Source organism: Pedobacter sp. R-06 (assembly GCF_049913135.1).
GTDB lineage: Bacteria > Bacteroidota > Bacteroidia > Sphingobacteriales > Sphingobacteriaceae > Pedobacter.
In genome coordinates this window covers 263,043-279,245 of the sequence record NZ_CP183977.1, presented here as the reverse complement: position 1 = coordinate 279,245, position 16,203 = coordinate 263,043, and the positions used below count along the sequence as shown (strand labels likewise).

12 protein-coding genes are annotated in these 16,203 nt (G+C 40.9%); 3 read left to right on the top strand and 9 right to left on the bottom strand.

The window, feature by feature from the left end:
* Window positions 1-129 precede the first annotated feature (129 nt).
* From ACN9MR_RS01190 to ACN9MR_RS01180, 3 genes are all read left to right on the top strand, one after another.
* The gene (locus ACN9MR_RS01190; protein ID WP_426327848.1) at window positions 130-738 is read left to right on the top strand and encodes a hypothetical protein; all 609 of its coding nucleotides are present in this window, start codon (window positions 130-132) and stop codon (window positions 736-738) included.
* Between the two features lie 145 nt (window positions 739-883).
* Window positions 884-1,540 (top strand): hypothetical protein, encoded by a 657-nt coding sequence (locus ACN9MR_RS01185; protein ID WP_426327846.1) that lies wholly within the window; start codon window positions 884-886, stop codon window positions 1,538-1,540.
* Between the two features lie 156 nt (window positions 1,541-1,696).
* Entirely contained in the window at window positions 1,697-2,323 is a 627-nt protein-coding gene (locus tag ACN9MR_RS01180) for a carbonic anhydrase (RefSeq protein ID WP_426327844.1), read from the top strand.
* Between the two features lie 187 nt (window positions 2,324-2,510).
* Here the strand turns inward: ACN9MR_RS01180 and ACN9MR_RS01175 are convergent, their stop codons facing one another.
* From ACN9MR_RS01175 to ACN9MR_RS01135, 9 genes are all read right to left on the bottom strand, one after another.
* A complete protein-coding gene (locus tag ACN9MR_RS01175; RefSeq protein WP_426327842.1) occupies window positions 2,511-3,275 on the bottom strand; it encodes an SDR family NAD(P)-dependent oxidoreductase in 765 nt (254 codons plus the stop codon).
* Window positions 3,276-3,357: 82 nt separating this feature from the next.
* Window positions 3,358-4,197 carry a 5-dehydro-4-deoxy-D-glucuronate isomerase gene (gene kduI / locus ACN9MR_RS01170; RefSeq protein ID WP_131028321.1) on the bottom strand — a complete coding sequence of 280 codons (840 nt, stop codon included), beginning with the start codon at window positions 4,195-4,197 and terminating at the stop codon, window positions 3,358-3,360.
* An 86-nt stretch (window positions 4,198-4,283) separates the two neighbouring features.
* Complete coding sequence (locus ACN9MR_RS01165) at window positions 4,284-5,507, bottom strand: DUF2264 domain-containing protein (protein ID WP_426327839.1); 1,224 nt, start codon at window positions 5,505-5,507, stop codon at window positions 4,284-4,286.
* 438 nt (window positions 5,508-5,945) lie between these two features.
* Window positions 5,946-7,130, bottom strand: a complete 1,185-nt coding sequence (locus ACN9MR_RS01160) for a glycoside hydrolase family 88 protein (RefSeq protein WP_426327837.1) — start codon at window positions 7,128-7,130, stop codon at window positions 5,946-5,948.
* Between the two features lie 17 nt (window positions 7,131-7,147).
* Window positions 7,148-9,229 carry a polysaccharide lyase 8 family protein gene (locus tag ACN9MR_RS01155; protein WP_426327835.1) on the bottom strand — a complete coding sequence of 694 codons (2,082 nt, stop codon included), beginning with the start codon at window positions 9,227-9,229 and terminating at the stop codon, window positions 7,148-7,150.
* Window positions 9,230-9,237: 8 nt separating this feature from the next.
* Complete coding sequence (locus ACN9MR_RS01150) at window positions 9,238-10,041, bottom strand: glycoside hydrolase family 16 protein (protein WP_426327833.1); 804 nt, start codon at window positions 10,039-10,041, stop codon at window positions 9,238-9,240.
* A gap of 57 nt (window positions 10,042-10,098) precedes the next feature.
* Window positions 10,099-11,022: a DUF5017 domain-containing protein gene (locus ACN9MR_RS01145; protein ID WP_426327831.1), complete on the bottom strand. Its 924-nt coding sequence runs from the start codon at window positions 11,020-11,022 to the stop codon at window positions 10,099-10,101.
* Between the two features lie 23 nt (window positions 11,023-11,045).
* The gene (locus tag ACN9MR_RS01140; protein ID WP_426327829.1) at window positions 11,046-12,950 is read right to left on the bottom strand and encodes a RagB/SusD family nutrient uptake outer membrane protein; all 1,905 of its coding nucleotides are present in this window, start codon (window positions 12,948-12,950) and stop codon (window positions 11,046-11,048) included.
* Between the two features lie 21 nt (window positions 12,951-12,971).
* On the bottom strand, window positions 12,972-16,178 hold the full coding sequence (locus tag ACN9MR_RS01135; protein ID WP_426327827.1) for a SusC/RagA family TonB-linked outer membrane protein: 3,207 nt from the start codon (window positions 16,176-16,178) through the stop codon (window positions 12,972-12,974).
* Between the last annotated feature and the right edge of the window lie 25 nt (window positions 16,179-16,203).

Here is a 16,203-nt window from a genome sequence, read left to right as displayed (position 1 = left end):
CGATATTGAGGAGTGGTATCTATTTAGAATGGATCATTCTGCAATGTAATGATATCCTTAATTATCATTTAATAAAGCCTGTGGCGATTGCCCATTGGCTATAATTGATTCAGCTAATCTTAATTAAACATGAGTGCTTATATAAACATCTACACCAATTCCTTAACAGACGATCTTATCCCAACAATTTTAAAACGTTTAAATGAACATGAAAATGTTCTGGATATTAACTCCTCTTTCTCATTTAGAAACCCGAATGGAAACTTGCCAATCGTATTTAAATGGGACAAACCAAGTTTGGAAATATTTAACGAAAATAACCTAAAACTAAATTTTAGTGTATCCCTTAAATCATTCGACCTTAAGGAGTACAAGAAAAAGCTTTTTAAAGACAAAATCATCAAACAGAGTTTTGTACAAAAGATACTGGGAGTATTTAAAAAGAAAAAAAGAAAGGTTGCAAAACCTATAAAACTGAGCGCAGAGGTTGAAACTCAGCTTCAAAATTATAACAAAGTATTTTCTTTAAAATACCACTCGGGCGATGTTTTCGAAAATCATTTTGCAACTTTAATTGGTGCAATTATTACCGAGCTAAGCAATGGCGTTTGTCATTTTACCCAGGAAAACGTTTGGTACGACGCTAAAAATGTATTAAGAGAATCGTTGGTTAACTTATACACACTTGAAGAACTGCCTAACCACATTAACAAGAATGCGGTAGCTGTTGCCAGTTAAAAACATTTTTAAAGCCAATATTAATCTGCGTTAAACAATAACTGTGATTGATATTGGCTTTTATTTTTCTTCAGATAAATTTAATCGCGAACTATAAAAAATCAGATTAAATGGGATATATTCGAACAGATTAATTGCCCGATAAATGAATACATTTGAAGAAACAGGTGGCGTTAAAATAGGCGGCTTTAAGGCAACCTGGCCTTTTGCTACTTTAAAAGTAAGCGAATTTAAACTCGAACTTAGTGCATCCATCAGGGGTAATTTTGTTTTTAAACGCTCAGATATTATCGCCATTACTCCCCACACTTCTATATTAGGTAGTTCAATCAGAATTAGCCACCGTGTTAAAAAATATAATAAAGACATCTTCTTTACCTTTCTGGGAAATGCAGAAGAGCGGATTGCAGAAATTATACAAACTGGTTTTCTTAATTATACCGAGCCTACCCCAAATCATATTGACCTGGAGATCAGCCAGCTTCAGGCTCAAACTGGTTTCCCGATTAAAATTCCAGTTGCCGTTGGCATAGTGGTGATCTGGAACTTGCTTTTCCTGTCTGATTTTTTCAACGTATTTTACACCAGGAAAGAGACAGAAATATTTGGAATTGGTGTTGGCTTAGCGCTTGCTTTCGTATTTTTAATTTGCGTATCATTGCTCACTTCAAGCTTTGTTAGGCAACTGATGCTAAAGAATGGCAGCACCGCTGGCATTAAACCTTTTTTATTTTTAATCGCCTTTATCACATTTATATTATTTGTTGCTGGTTTTCTTCCTCAATATCTGTCAAATCACTAAACATTTAAGGGCAAAATTTGTTAATTAAGCTTACAAAAGGAAAGACGAAGAACTTGCCGAAATCAGGAAATCTTTTTTTAGTTTTATGGCAATTTAAACACCTCGTTTAGCACTCATTATAATTTATATATTCCAAATTCTATTTAAAGCAAAAGCATGAATGTAGAAGAAGTTTTTAAGAACAACGAAAAATGGATTGCCGAGAAACTGGCCATTAATCCTGATTATTTCACTGAATTATCTAAAGGCCAGAGCCCTGAGTTCTTGTACATCGGCTGTTCAGATAGTCGTGTTACGGCAGAAGATTTAATGGGTATACAACCAGGGCAGGCTTTTGTGCACCGAAATGTGGCCAATCTGGTAAACAACGTAGATTTAAATGTGATGACGGTTTTAAACTACGCCGTGCGCCACTTAAAAGTAAACCATATTGTGGTTTGTGGCCATTACAATTGCGGTGGCGTTAAAGCAGCCATGCAACCTGCCGATCTGGGCATATTAAACCCTTGGTTAAGAAATATCCGCGATGTATACCGTATCCATAAAGACGAACTGAATGCAATTGAAGATGAAAGCCTTCGTTATAACAGATTGGTAGAGCTCAATGTTCAGGAGCAGTGTGTAAACCTGTTAAAAACAGCAGCGGTTCAGGAAGCTATCGTTAATCGCGGATTAACCGTTCATGGCTGGGTTTTTGATATCCACACTGGCCGGTTAATTGACCTGAAGATCGATTTCGAAAAGATTTTGAAAGATATTAAGGAGATATACAATCTGTATTAAGTCCACAGTCCTTAGTCCAAAGTCTTTAGTCCTGGGCGTATAAAAACCTCGCAGGTTTTAAAAAGTTTGGCGTTAAGCGTTTGGAGTCCAAGATGCATAAATAAACCTCGCAGGTTTTAAAAACCTGCGAGGTTTATTCCCCTTGAATCATCGACTAAGGACTAAAGACTCCAGACTAAGGACTAGCCTATCGTCCCATCCAACCGCCATCTACGGTCAAAATTGTACCATGAACATAATCGCTGGCCGATGATGCCAAAAATAATGTTGGTCCTTTAAAATCTTCTGGTGTTCCCCATCTTCCGGCGGGGATACGCGATAAAATAGAAGTACTTCTATCCTGATCCTCCCTTAAAGCTGAAGTATTATCAGTTGCAATATAACCAGGTGCAATAGCATTTACGTTTACGCCTTTTGATGCCCATTCGTTTGCAAAAGCTTTGGTTAAAGATGCGATTGCACCTTTACTTGCTGCATAACCTGGAACAGTAATTCCGCCCTGGAATGACAGTAAGGATGCGGTAAAAATTACTTTTCCGCTACCTCTAGCAATCATTTCCCTTCCGATTTCGCGGGTTAAAATAAATGGTGCAGTTTGGTTAACAGCAATTACCTCATCCCAATATTCATCGGAATGTTCAGCAATTGGCTGACGTAAAATCGTTCCGGCATTATTTACCAAAATATCGATAACCGGATGATCGGCCTTTACCTGAGCTGCAAAAGCCAGGGTACTTTCGCGTTTACCAAAATCGCACTGGTAAGCATAAAACTTTCTGCCCAGTGCTAAAATTTCTTTTTCTATAGCGCTACCTTGCAGTTCAAGACTTGCAGAAACACCAATGACATCGGCACCCGCTTCGGCTAAAGCTAAAGCCATTGCTTTTCCTATTCCTCTTTTGCAACCGGTAACTAATGCAGTTTTACCTGCTAAATTGAATATATTTGACATGTTTTTATTCTATTGATCATTTAAAAAGATCTCTCTCCCGAAAGTTCGGGACTGTGCTCCAGTCGAGATGATGAGCGTAAATTTATTTCAGTTCGGTAATGGCACAATGATCCATATCGCCATAATCTAAGTTTTCGCCAGCCATACCCCAAATAAAGGTATAGTTGCTTGTACCAGCACCCGAGTGGATAGACCAGTTTGGAGAAATAACCGCCTGATCACTTTGCATCCAAATATGACGGGTTTCTTGTGGCTGCCCCATAAAGTGGCAAACGCTCTGTCCTTTCGGAACTTCGAAATAGAAATAGGCTTCCATCCTTCTATCGTGCGTATGTGCCGGCATGGTATTCCAAACACTTCCTGATTTTAACTCGGTCATGCCCATCTGCAATTGGCAGGTTGGCAAAACACTGTTCACCAACAACTTATTTATTATTCTATGGTTTGCAGTTTCAGGTGTGCCTAATTCTACGATTTCCGCTTCAGCCTTGCTTACCTTTTTGTTAGGATAAGTGTGGTGTGCAGGGGCAGAATTGATGTATAATTTAGCCGCCTCGCCTGGTGTGGCAGATTCAAAAAATACTTCTTTTGTACCCTTACCAATATATAAAGCCTCTTTATAATCCAATTCGTATTTTTCGCCGTCAGCAGTAACGATTGCTTTTCCACCAACATTGATAATACCCAGTTCCCTACGTTCTAAAAAGTAGGTCGCTTTTAAATCATCAGGGTTTGGAAGTGCTATTTTCTGATCAACGGGCATTGCACCCCCAACAATATATCTATCAAAATGAGATAAAGTTAGGTTTACCTGGTTGGCCTCAAATACGTTTTCGATCAAGAAATTATCCCGCAAAGCTGCGGTATCCATTTGTTTAACTTCTTTAGGGCTTTGCGCGTAACGGCTTTCGAATTTGTTCATTGGTTAAAAATTGAGTTTTGAGATGGGACCTGAACCGATATCAAATCCTATCCGCAAATATATTTATACGATACTTATTATTTGTATTAATACTCAACTTTATAATCCTTTTTTATGGTTTCTCCGCTCCAGGCTTTTAAACTGGTCCACGGCGCAGCTGAATCTGTCCAAAATTTATTATCGGCAGGTAAACCTAAGGTTAAAAAGCCCAAGGTAGCCATGTATAAACTTCCGGTAGACGTGTAGGTATCAGCCACTTCTGGTTGATGACCGTTAAAGCCAAGAACCAACCATCCTTTATCATCAAAATTCTGGTTTCCATCGTATAGTTTATGCATTACCGCGGTTAAGCCACCACGAACTTGTGATGGTTTTACATATTCTGGCAGTTTCTCCATTAGCGCTGTTTGCGCCAAAGCCTGAAATGCAGCTGTGCGGTAAGTAATGGAACGGCCATAGGCTGGATAAGTGCCTTCTGGCGAGATAATCCTTTCCAAATATTCAGAATAACGTACCATTCTTTTCAAAGCGATGTCATAATCGGCTTGAGATGCCCTTTTTTTATCGACCAATACCTTTAAAAGATCAACCAGCATGGGATGGATCACATATGAATTGTAATAATCCATGCTAAATTTTTCGCCATCACTGTACCAGCTATCGCCTACATACCATTCTTTCATTTTATTAATCGAGAATTGAACACGGGCAGGATCGTACTGTTCACCAATGCTCAATAAAAATCCTTCGGTTAAGCCCGAAAACAATAACCAGTTATTGTAGGCGCCGCTTCTGGTACGTAGCGATTTAAATTCTTCTATAAATCTTTTTTTGGTGGTTTCATCAAGCGGCTCCCAAAGTGCTTTTGGCGCACGCAAAAAAGCATGTGCAACATAAGCAGCATCAACAATAGGCTGGCTTTCAGAGCGGTAACTGATATAATCAGGGCTTGCAGGGTTTACTGAATTGGCCAAAGCTTTTAAAAGCTCAGTACGCATGGTTTTTCTTAGTTTACCCTCAGCAGAATCATCATCTGGTAAAGCCAGCCATGGCGCAACACCTGCAATGGTCCGTCCCAATGCCTCAAGATATGTCACTTTAGCTGCATTTAAGCCATAACCAGGGGCTTCTTCTAATGGCATGTTCTTTTTTAAGGTTTCATTGGCCAGGTTGTGGATCACCGGGTAGGCGATGCGGTTTAAGCTTTTAACCCAAAAAGCACGGTCTTCGGCACCAGTTGTTGGTTTCTTTTGTGCATTTGCAAGCTGCGAGAAAATCAGCAGTGCAGAAAAAATCAGTTTATATTTCATTATAGTTTCTTTAATAATGTAAGTGGCATTAATGTTTAGTTTTATGTTATTTGGAGAGCAGGTTTCTGTACTACAATTCAGGCCTCTTCCCGCTTTCCGTTTTATCCTGATGAAGGATCAGGATGTCCACTTCAATCGGGTCTAGGTGGCACGGCAGTCATTACTATTATCGGTTAATTGCTTAGTTGACAAATATTAATTTTTGGCAGTCTTTGCACACACCACTGTTCATAAACCCGGCAGTAGCGTGCATCCCGATTTAAGCACGCGTTTATGTTATACTTTGGTGTACTTGCTTGTTTCACAGGTTTTCTATCGGGATAAAGCGAATAACGGGACTGCCGCTCCAGAAGCATCACTGAACGTTCATTTCCATAAAATAAAGAACTAAATATGCATTTGGGACCAATTTTGCTAAAAAACACGTTTAATCAATTGCTACAAATACCATTTTTTATACCTGGCTAAGGCTTCCAGATAGTAGTAATCCGCATAAATTAAAGGTACATCTATTTCGCTGTTTAATGGGTAAGCACCGGTGCTATGCATCAACAAAAAGCCACCGTTTTCACCTAATTTAGCATGATAAGCACTGCTCGAAAGCGAATAAATCATCGTTTCTGCTGCAGATTTAAATTCGGTTTTTTCGCTACCTGAAGTATATTGTCCAAGCTCTAACAGTGCAGAAGCCATCAGTGCACCTGCAGAAGCATCGCGTTTGGCAAAAGGAATACCCTGTGCATCGAAATCCCAGAAAGGAATTTTATCGGCAGGTAAATTTGGATGGTTCAATATAAAGTGTGCAATACCTTTGGCCTGTTTTAAATAAACCGGATCTTTGGTGAAACGGTACATCATGGTATAACCATACAAAGCCCAACCTTGTCCGCGTGCCCATGCAGAACAGTTTGCAGCCCCCTGCCAGGTGGCTTTCCTAATTACAGCTCCAGTTTCAGGATTATAATCAACTACGTGAAAAGAACTGAAATCGGGACGGAAATGGTTTTTTAAAGCTGTGTTTGCATGTATAACCGATATTTCTTTATACTTTTTATCGCCGCCATTATCACTTACCCAGTTCATCATTTCCAGGTTCATCATATTATCAATAATTACCGGACACTCCCACAGTTTGCTTTTGTTCCATGATTGGATCGATTTTACCACCGGGCGGTACCGCGTTGCCAAAGATTCTGCAGAACGTTGAATCACAGCCTTGTATTCTGGTTTACCCGTTAAACGGTAAGCATTACCAAAGCTACAGAACATCATAAAACCCAAATCATGGTTTCCGGTATAAGTCTGATTTGGCTCAATCACTTTTAAAGCTTTTTCGGCCTCCTGTTTAATTTCCGCATTTTTAGTCTGTTCATATATATACCACAAACTACCGGAATAAAAGCCACTGCACCACCATTTGATATCATAATTCACAGGTTTTCCCTTCTCGAAAGTCTGAGGTGTTTTTCCTTCAGGTATATTTTTGCCCAGCACTTTATACTGATCAAGGGCGAATTTAAATTCATCGTTAATTAACTGGTCCATAGGTTTTTTTGCAGTTTGAGCAAAAGAAACTGAACTGCTTAAAAACAGCAATGCGACAGCGAGATTGATTTTTTTCATAATTAATAGTATGTGTATTATTCTTTAATTTTAAAAGTTGCAGTAGCACCAGAAAGTGCACCAGCAGGTAGATTACAATTTATGTTTTGGGGTTTTAACATGCCCGGCAGTTTTAAAAACACCTGAATGCCTGCATTTTCCTGCGCCGGATCTGCAATATATAAAGTAGGGTTTTTACCATTTAAATCTTTAATGTAAACCGTACAGGCCTGGTCTACCCGCAGCGATAAACCACCAGCTGATAGCGTTCCTGGTTTATAAAAAACAGCCTGCAGCATATCTAAACCGATATGTTTTACTGCCTGTATTTCGGCAGTGTTTTCTAATATCTGGATCATTGAGCGATTGTACTTCTTCAAACCCGCCACATCTATTCCGGGAACAACAATATATTGATAGCTGGCATTTTGTGGATTTTGACCATGATTTAACCAGATTTTAAATACATTATGCTTCAACTCGGTTTTACTTTGAAAATGGTTGATGCGGTGCCAGCTTCCGGTTTGTACTTTGCTGCTGATTTCTAGATTCCCACCCTGGGGAAAAATATACCCAATACTATCGTGAATTGCCCAAATCTCGCCTTTACCATTGGCCTGTGCCCCATTTGAAGAAGCCACATCGCCCCTTAACCAGGCCTGATTAATTGTTGTGGTGATATTTTCTTTTGCACTGCTCTTAATTCCAGCACCCAGGCACACCACTTCCTTATCAAAAAAGAACCATGCTTTTTTTGCCTGAACGCTGTCGTAATTTAAATCATAACATGAAACGCCATAAATGCCATCGCTAACTCCCCCAACAAATTTGGTTGTACCCGGAGTTCCCCATTCCTTTAATATTGTTGCCCCATTATCATCAGGATAATCTCTGCTGGTGGTTCCCGGGATTTTATCCCATTCCCAAACGGGCATCAGGTTGGCATATTCCGATCCACTGCGCTGGATATTGGTCGCCCCATCGGGGAGAAATTTCCCCAATATGTTTTCGTTGTTGCCGCGTTCTGTCCGTAAGGTTCGGATTGAAGCCGTTTGTATGCTGAAAGTATACGCTTTGCGAAGATGCAGCGTGTAACCACTTTTCCAATATTGGCTATGTGAAGCTGTTATCCCATAATCAACAGCTTTTTTCCGTGCTGTTCTTAATGCTGATGCATCCCAATAGGCGGCATTTTCGGGATCAAACAGTTTAATCTTTCCTACCATTCCGCCCATCCCGCTACTTAAAGAATCTTTACGGCTAATGCCCCGTCCACGTACATTAAAATCGTAAAACGATCCTCTTACTGTCCTCAAAAAAGTATTTTTAAGGTAATTGACTAAAATGGCCAACTGAGCTTTCGGCAAGGCATATTCCGTTTCTCTTAAATAGAATGCCGCATTAACCGAATTACCGGCAAACACCCTGCCGTAACTTGCAATGGCCTGTTGTTTTCCATGCTGGTAATAACTACCATCCACCTGAATGCCTTCTTTTCCATCTGCAATGGCAATAGGTTCGAATAAATATTTAGCAGCCGAATCTAATGTTGCCCTGTTTTGTGTTAAACAGGCACGGTACAGATAATGCAAAGCTTCATCAGAGGTATTGGCACCATCGCCGGTTTTTAACTTTCTGATCATTCTATTGATCAATGCCTTTTCCAACTCCACAGGAAGTTGCGTTTTCGCATTCCGCATCAAAATCAACGTTTGGCCAATGGCCTGGGGATAAAAAATATCATTGTACCACCAGTTTTTGTTCTTCGGATTTTTATCCAGCCAATGCTGCAAAGATTTAACAATCGCGCCATATAACTCAACATTTTGATACAGCTTATTTGATGGACGGATATAAGCACTTGCCATATCTTTTATCCTGTTTAGCGGATCGTATTGTACATCTGCATAGTTAATATCGCTCCAGCTTCCATCTGACTTAAGTGCAGGTAAGTTTTTAGTTATCCTTTTTGTTAGCACACCATCATTTATCCCTACTTGCAGATCCTGATTGATGCGCTCCATAATAATGGCATAGGTTTTTTGTTGTGCCCTTGCAAAAAGGCAGCTTAAACAAACAAAAATTACTGATAACCATATTTTCAATCCGCTATTTTTCATGCTAACCATCATTTTTTACTGTTTAAAGGAGATTTATAAATCCTTACATAATCAACCTCATATTTCAATGGTAAAATCTCTTCCTTTAAAGGCCCGCCCAAAGTTCCCTGCCTGCCAAGTGCCAGGTTAAGCAGCAGATAAAATTCTTTCCTAAAAGGATTATCCACTGCGTTATCTGCTTTCTTAATATCAAATACCATATATTTTAAATCATCATAATAGAACTCAATTTTATCCTGATCCCAGTTAATGGCGTACACATGGAAGTCTTGCCAAGGCCTGCCAACCACTGGTTTTTCCCCCTGGTATTTATAGTTATTGGTAGAATCTGTATAATGTACCGTTCCGTAAACCTGTGTAGAATCTTTTCCCACAAATTCCAGAATATCAATTTCGCCACAATTGGGCCATTTTACCGGCCCGCGGTTGGTACCCAGCATCCAAATGGCCGGCCATGCACCAACCCCCTTACATACTTTTGCCCTAACCTCTATCCGGCCGTATTTAAAATGCTGCTTCCCTAAGGTTATTACACTGGCCGAGGTAAAATGTGCACCTTCAAATTCTTCCTTTTTTGCTTCTATCACCAGGTTTCCATTTTCTACCCTGACGTTTTCCAATCTGTTCTTTGTATAAAACTGTGGTTCTTTATTGCGTACAAACCCTTGTTCGTAAGTCCATTTTTTAGCATCAGGCAAGCCTGTATAATCAAATTCATCACTCCAGATCAATTTTCGTTTTATGCCATCGCTTTGCGCAAAACAGTTAAGGGCAACCATACAAAACAACGGGATTAATACTTGTTTATTCATAAAAGTAGGGTGTAAACACGACCTGCGTTAAGATTAGTTAGGCAGCTGTGCTTGTTATTAAAGGATAACCTTAATATTAAATTCCTTTGTTGTTGTTTTACGCTCGTTGGGATTAACATTATAAGCCACAAAAGTTGCCCTGTATTTACCCACGGCAGCATATTTATAAGCATATGATGTGGTAGCAGATGCCGTAATATTTTTTACTGTAGCAGTTGCAATATCAGGCGACACCCGCCCAACATACAAAGCCTTACTCACAATCCAACTGGTATTTGTTGGAAGCGTTGCCGCGCCACCAACAATGGTAAGTGCAGTTGTAGTGGCTACCCATCGCGCACTTGCCGGTGTCCAAACGTTGCCATAACGTGTCCAGTAAGCATTATCATTTGCTAACGAACCCAAATTATAACTGTAATCCCCCAACACATTATTTACGGTATAGTTGGTAATGGTCCAGGTGCGTTGCGTTGAGCCTGTTACGCCCGAATATTTAAAAGCAATAAAAAGCGAATCGTTTACACCACTTACCAGGTCAGCCAGATCAACATTACCTGTATTTACTGCGGTAGCACTGGTAGCCAGAGGTGTCCGGGCAGTAATGTTTGTCCAGGCTGCATTTACAACCGTTGCCGAATCTCTTGAAGGCAGCTTATTGGTAGCCAAAACCTGTAAAGTATTGGTTTGTGTGCCAAACTGGGCAGTGCTTGTAAAAGACAATGTGGGTACGCCTTGTGCCATTGCCCTATCGCGGTATTCGTATTTATTGCCTGTGGTACCGCCCCAAAAAGCAATGTTATCGGCGTAACCATCGAGCGCAAACTTACAGGTATCGCCCAGTTTAAAAACCAGGGTATCGCCAATTGTAGCACGCGCATTGATCAGATTAATGCCTGCAGTTGGCGCATCAGTTGTGAGGTCTTTCTTGCATGCTGTAAAAAACAAAACTACAAGCGCACCTATATTGAATAGATATTTCATCTTCTTTTCCATTTTGAGGTTAATTAATATCCTGGATTTTGAGTTAAAGCCTTGTTTAAGTTTAACTCGTAAGTTGGTTTGGGGAGCAGTACATGTCGTTGGGTAATCCCGGTAATTCCGCTATAACCAACGGCGTTTCCTGTTGTTGCCGAAACCCCGTTAGCTACTGCATAATTGGCAAAGGTTTGCATATCACCCACAAAGTTACCCCAACGGATAAGATCGGCTTTACGGTAAGCTTCGAAGCACAATTCGCGCATGCGCTCATCCCTGATAGCGAGTTGAAAATCGGCTTTGTTTAGCCCTGGTGTTAACAGGTATTCACTTCCATTGGTAATGCTTGCTGTAGCGGTAGCGGTTACACCACTGGTTGGCCCAGCAATGCTTACCGTTGGTGCAGTAGTAAAATAGGGGCCTGCAGCTGTTAGGTTTCCTCTGCTGGTTAACTTAATGCCGGTTACTACGCCACCGGTAGATACTACAGCAACAGCCGTTGCTCCCGAGCCACCACCACCGCTAATGGTTACCGCCGGTGGGTTAGCAGCACTATAACCCGAACCTCCGTTAACCACTGTAATATTTTTCACAATGTTGCCATACATCGTTCCGTAAGCTCTTTTTCTTACCTGGTTAATGGCATCGTAGGCCGCTGCTGTCGGACCATTAACCTGATTTTCGGCTTCTGCTTTCATCAATAACACATCCGAATAACGGATCACAGGCCAGTTGATGTTATAAGTACCCAAATTCCTCGAGGCTTCCGGACAATATTCGCGACGGAATTTCCCACACATCATTTGCCATGGATTTGGCTTTTCTGTTTTACTCCTTACACCGCTGGTTGTATTTACCGTCCAGATAAAATCAGCACAATTCCAATCTCTTCTGGTATCTAACGATGCTTTGTTTACCAACGTGCTGGTGGGCTCCACTTCATAACTATCAAATAACTTTTTGGTGGTTTGTACCCAGCCAACGGCCGAATAAGAGGCAGGGTCGAAAGTTCCGTTAACGGTAAGAATAGCCGATTGGATACCCACAAAGTTTCCGATATCGTTACCGGTTTTATTGGTTACGCCAGCGGCTGCACCTGCCGATCCCCATTCTAAAATATCTTCCTTTACATCATACTTATCCTGGCATAAATTGATAAAAACCTGCTTATAATCCGGATTTAAGCCATGTAAGCCAGAATTGATTACTTTATCAGCATACGCAACTGCATCGGCATATTTAGTGGCATCATTGGTTGGATAACCTGCCCAATACAGGTAAACGCGCGCCAACATGGCTTGTACAGCCGTTATGGTTACCTGATCGTTATAACCAAGGCCTGTGGCTGTTCTGCCTTGCAATAAAGTTTCAGCTTCTTTTAAATCGGCCACAATCTGTGCATAAACCGCTGCCTGAGGTGATGCCGGAATATTGGTTTCGGCAATACCAGGACTATGCAGAATAATGGGTACCGCACCAAAATTAGTGGTGAGGATAAAATAATTGTAAGCCCTTAAAAACAACGCTTGCCCTTTGATGTAACCCCGCTGTTTTTCATCCATTGCTGGCTTATTAATATTATCAATCAGCACATTGGCATTATTAATACCCAAATACGGCCAGCGCCAAACATCGGCCACATAAGCATGCCCGGCATCATAAGAATAATAAAGGCCACGTGCCTCGCCGTTTACAGGTCTGTTTGGCAACATTTCGTCTGTTGCGCTTACAAAATTAAAGTTCAATACCTGCCCGTACATCCGCTCGTACATCATATTACTATATATACCATTAAGTGCTACCTGCAACTGATCTGCTGTTTCATAATAATTAGATGGGCTGTAAAAATCTGTTGGCTCAGTATCTAAGAATTTTTTGCATGATGATGATAACGCCATCACAAATAAAAAAGCCAGAATATATTTATTTTTCATTGTCTTATTTTTTAATGGTGATTAAAATGTTGCGTTTAAACCAAAGGTTATCGTGAACGACTGTGGGTAAGTGCCGTAATCAAACCCTGGGGTAAGGTTGCTCGGCCGTGATGAAGCTTCAGGATCCAGGCCTGAATAACCGGTAAGGGTTAACAGGTTTTGAGCCGATGCATTTAAACGCAGTTTCGACATACCAATACTTTTAAGCATTTTGTTAGCGAAATTATAGCCCAGCTGAACGGTTTTTAAACGCAGGTATGATCCATCCTCTACCACTCTGGAAGAATAATTTGCAGCAGCCATTCCGCCCGCCCTAAACAGATCATTGTTCTGATTGGTTGGTGTCCAGCGGTTTTGGAACGAAGCATACTGGTTAAGGTTCGGGTTGGTTACGATACCCCCTTCAAAAACATAACGGTTGGCATTGATGATATTATTACCGTACGACCATTGTAAGAAAACCCCTAAATCCCAATTTTTGTAACTAAAGTTATTGCTAAAACCGCCCGTGTGAATAGGCAAGCCCCTGCCGATGATGGTATAATCGTTATTGTTTACCACCAAATCGCCATTCAAATCTTTGTATTTAATATCACCCGGCTGTATAGATGTTCTGGTAGAACCGTTGGTGGTCACATTTGGCTTAAGCAAAAATGAACCATTTGGCATTTTATCAAAATCACTGTATTGGTAAACACCATCGAAAATTAGTCCATACATCTCACCAACCGAACGGCCTTTAACAGATATATATGGCGATAAACTGGTATAGGTGGTATTAAAAAAAGTTCCGGAACCAGCAAGTAAAGAGTTTTGTCCTTCAGTTAATTCCAGAATTTTATTCTTATTAAAGCTGATGTTGAAATTACTCGTCCAACGGAAATTTTTAGTCTGAATATTTGTGCTGTTTAGGGTGATCTCCAAACCGCGGTTTTCTAAACTACCGATATTTTTAAATCCGGTTCCGCTTTGTACGCCACTTGCATAAGGCAACTGTGCATTCAGCAATAAATCGTTGGTTACCCGCTTATAAACATCAGCAGTTAACCCAAGGCGGTTTTTAAAAAAGCTCAGGTCCAAACCGATATTGGTTTGTGTATTCGTTTCCCATTGCAGATCATAATTGCCTGATGCGGTGATTACCGAGCCAATGGCTATAGGTTTACCATTAAATGAGTACCAGTATTGTGTATTGCCCAGGTTGAGTTGTGGCAAGTAGGCAAAATCGCCAACGCGGTTATTGCCAGATTCGCCATAACCGATCCGCAGTTTACCATCAGATAACCAGGTGGCCCCCTTTAAGAAAGATTCCTGACTAAAGCGCCATCCGGCCGATGCCGAAGGAAAATAACCCCAACGCTTGCCCGGAGCAAATTTCGACGACCCATCTGCCCTGAAACTGGCCGTTAATAAATATTTGCCTTTAAAATCATAATTCAACCTGCCTAAAAATGATTGCAAGGTCCAAACTGAACTACGCGAATTAACCACGGTATTTGCAGCTGGCACTAAATCAAGCGCATCTATACCTAAACTTTCATTGGTAATTTGCGAGGCATAAATCGAGCGGTAAGAACTTTTGCTCCGCTGTGCAGAATAACCCGCCAAAACAGTTAAGTTGTGGTCTTTATTGAAAGTGTTTTTATAAGTTAGGGTATTGTCATTTAACCAGTTAAAAGCCGGACTGGTGGCATAAGTTCCGTTCGGACCTGATGAGTTCCATTTACTGCCCGATTGTGTTAGGGAGTTATTAAAAATATTAGTTTCCGTATTGGCATTGGTAATCCCCGCAGCCACCCTTAATTTTAGTTTTGGTGTAAAAGCATATTCAGCATAGCCATTGGCTACCATGGTAGTGGCTTTATACATGGTTTTCTGGTTTTCTAAACTGATTAACGGGTTTACACGATAATCCTGGTTATTGGCCAGCTCATTTGTAGGGTCGTAAAACGAATCAAGCAGATCGGTATTCTGGTCTCTGCCAGAAATTGCCGCAGCAGGACGATAGCCCCAAACAGAATACAACAGTACCGAAGAGGCATAAAAATTGGTGGCAGAAATTGGTGTCCCGAAAGTTTCACTATAGGCATAATTTACGTTTACACCTGCTTTTAATTTATCGGTAACGGTTTGGTCGAGTACAAAACGCCCCTGGTAACGCTTAAAACCACTATACTTTACAATTCCTTTCTGGTTATTGTAGTTACCGGAAATAGAGTAGGTTGTTTTATCGTTTCCGCCCCTTAAGGCAATATCATGGTTTTGGTTCTGCCCGTTCTGAAAAATATAATCCTGCATATCCAGGCTCGATACATTCTGGTAATCATTTACGGTAACGCCATTCTTTAAATACACAGAATCAGCAAAAACAGGATTCAGTTCTTTTACATATTTTACAAACTCAAAGGCATTCATCACCGGAATTTTTTCCGGCGATTTTTGCGTACCGTAATAAGCATTATAACTAAGTTGTGGTTTGCCCGCCTTGCCCCTTTTGGTGGTAATGAGCACTACCCCGTTAGATCCACGTGCACCATAAATGGCAGTTGCCGAAGCATCTTTTAATACATCTATGCTTTCAATATCAGATGGGTTGATGGAGTTCGCATTGGCATCTTCAGAAGGGAAGCCATCGATAACGTACAATGGCGAGTTGTCTTGTGAGATGGATCCAGCCCCGCGGATCACAATGTTTGCTGTTGCACCTGGCTGGCCATCACTGGTTGATACCTGTACCCCTGCCACACGGCCGGCCAGCGCCTGATCGAATGATTTGACAGGAGCCTGCTCCAGATCTTTCATATTCACCGAACCTACAGCACCAGTAAGGTCGGCCCTTTTGGTAGTGCCATAGCCCACAACCACTACATCGCTCAAACCCGTAATAGAAGATTTTAACACCACATTAACCGTGCTACGCGTACCTACAGTTACGGTTTGCGAAGCATAGCCCACATAGTTAAACACCAGTTGATCTGTTGCCAACGCCTGAATTTTAAACCGGCCATCAGCATCTGTTTGTGTAGTGGTTTTACTCCCCTTTACGCTAACCGATACGCCGGGCACTGTTTGTTTACTTTCATCCGTAACTACACCAATAATGGTTTTACTTTGGGCAAAAACAATAACATTGCTAAGTAGTAAGAAAGTGAGTAATAATAAAAGCTTAGGGAAAAGATATGCATGCAATGGCATGCCTGTTCTCCCCGGGATGTAGAGTTTACTCATAATTGTTGGTTAAATTGGTTATTAG

Coding starts and splice junctions, on each gene's coding strand:
- ACN9MR_RS01180 (WP_426327844.1), top strand. CDS start 1,697: ATGAATGTAGAAGAAGTTTTTAAGAACAACGAAAAATGGATTGCCGAG.
- ACN9MR_RS01165 (WP_426327839.1), bottom strand. CDS start 5,507: ATGAAATATAAACTGATTTTTTCTGCACTGCTGATTTTCTCGCAGCTT.
- ACN9MR_RS01145 (WP_426327831.1), bottom strand. CDS start 11,022: ATGAAATATCTATTCAATATAGGTGCGCTTGTAGTTTTGTTTTTTACA.
- ACN9MR_RS01160 (WP_426327837.1), bottom strand. CDS start 7,130: ATGAAAAAAATCAATCTCGCTGTCGCATTGCTGTTTTTAAGCAGTTCA.
- ACN9MR_RS01150 (WP_426327833.1), bottom strand. CDS start 10,041: ATGAATAAACAAGTATTAATCCCGTTGTTTTGTATGGTTGCCCTTAAC.
- ACN9MR_RS01175 (WP_426327842.1), bottom strand. CDS start 3,275: ATGTCAAATATATTCAATTTAGCAGGTAAAACTGCATTAGTTACCGGT.
- ACN9MR_RS01185 (WP_426327846.1), top strand. CDS start 884: ATGAATACATTTGAAGAAACAGGTGGCGTTAAAATAGGCGGCTTTAAG.
- ACN9MR_RS01140 (WP_426327829.1), bottom strand. CDS start 12,950: ATGAAAAATAAATATATTCTGGCTTTTTTATTTGTGATGGCGTTATCA.
- ACN9MR_RS01135 (WP_426327827.1), bottom strand. CDS start 16,178: ATGAGTAAACTCTACATCCCGGGGAGAACAGGCATGCCATTGCATGCA.
- kduI (WP_131028321.1), bottom strand. CDS start 4,197: ATGAACAAATTCGAAAGCCGTTACGCGCAAAGCCCTAAAGAAGTTAAA.
- ACN9MR_RS01155 (WP_426327835.1), bottom strand. CDS start 9,229: ATGAAAAATAGCGGATTGAAAATATGGTTATCAGTAATTTTTGTTTGT.
- ACN9MR_RS01190 (WP_426327848.1), top strand. CDS start 130: ATGAGTGCTTATATAAACATCTACACCAATTCCTTAACAGACGATCTT.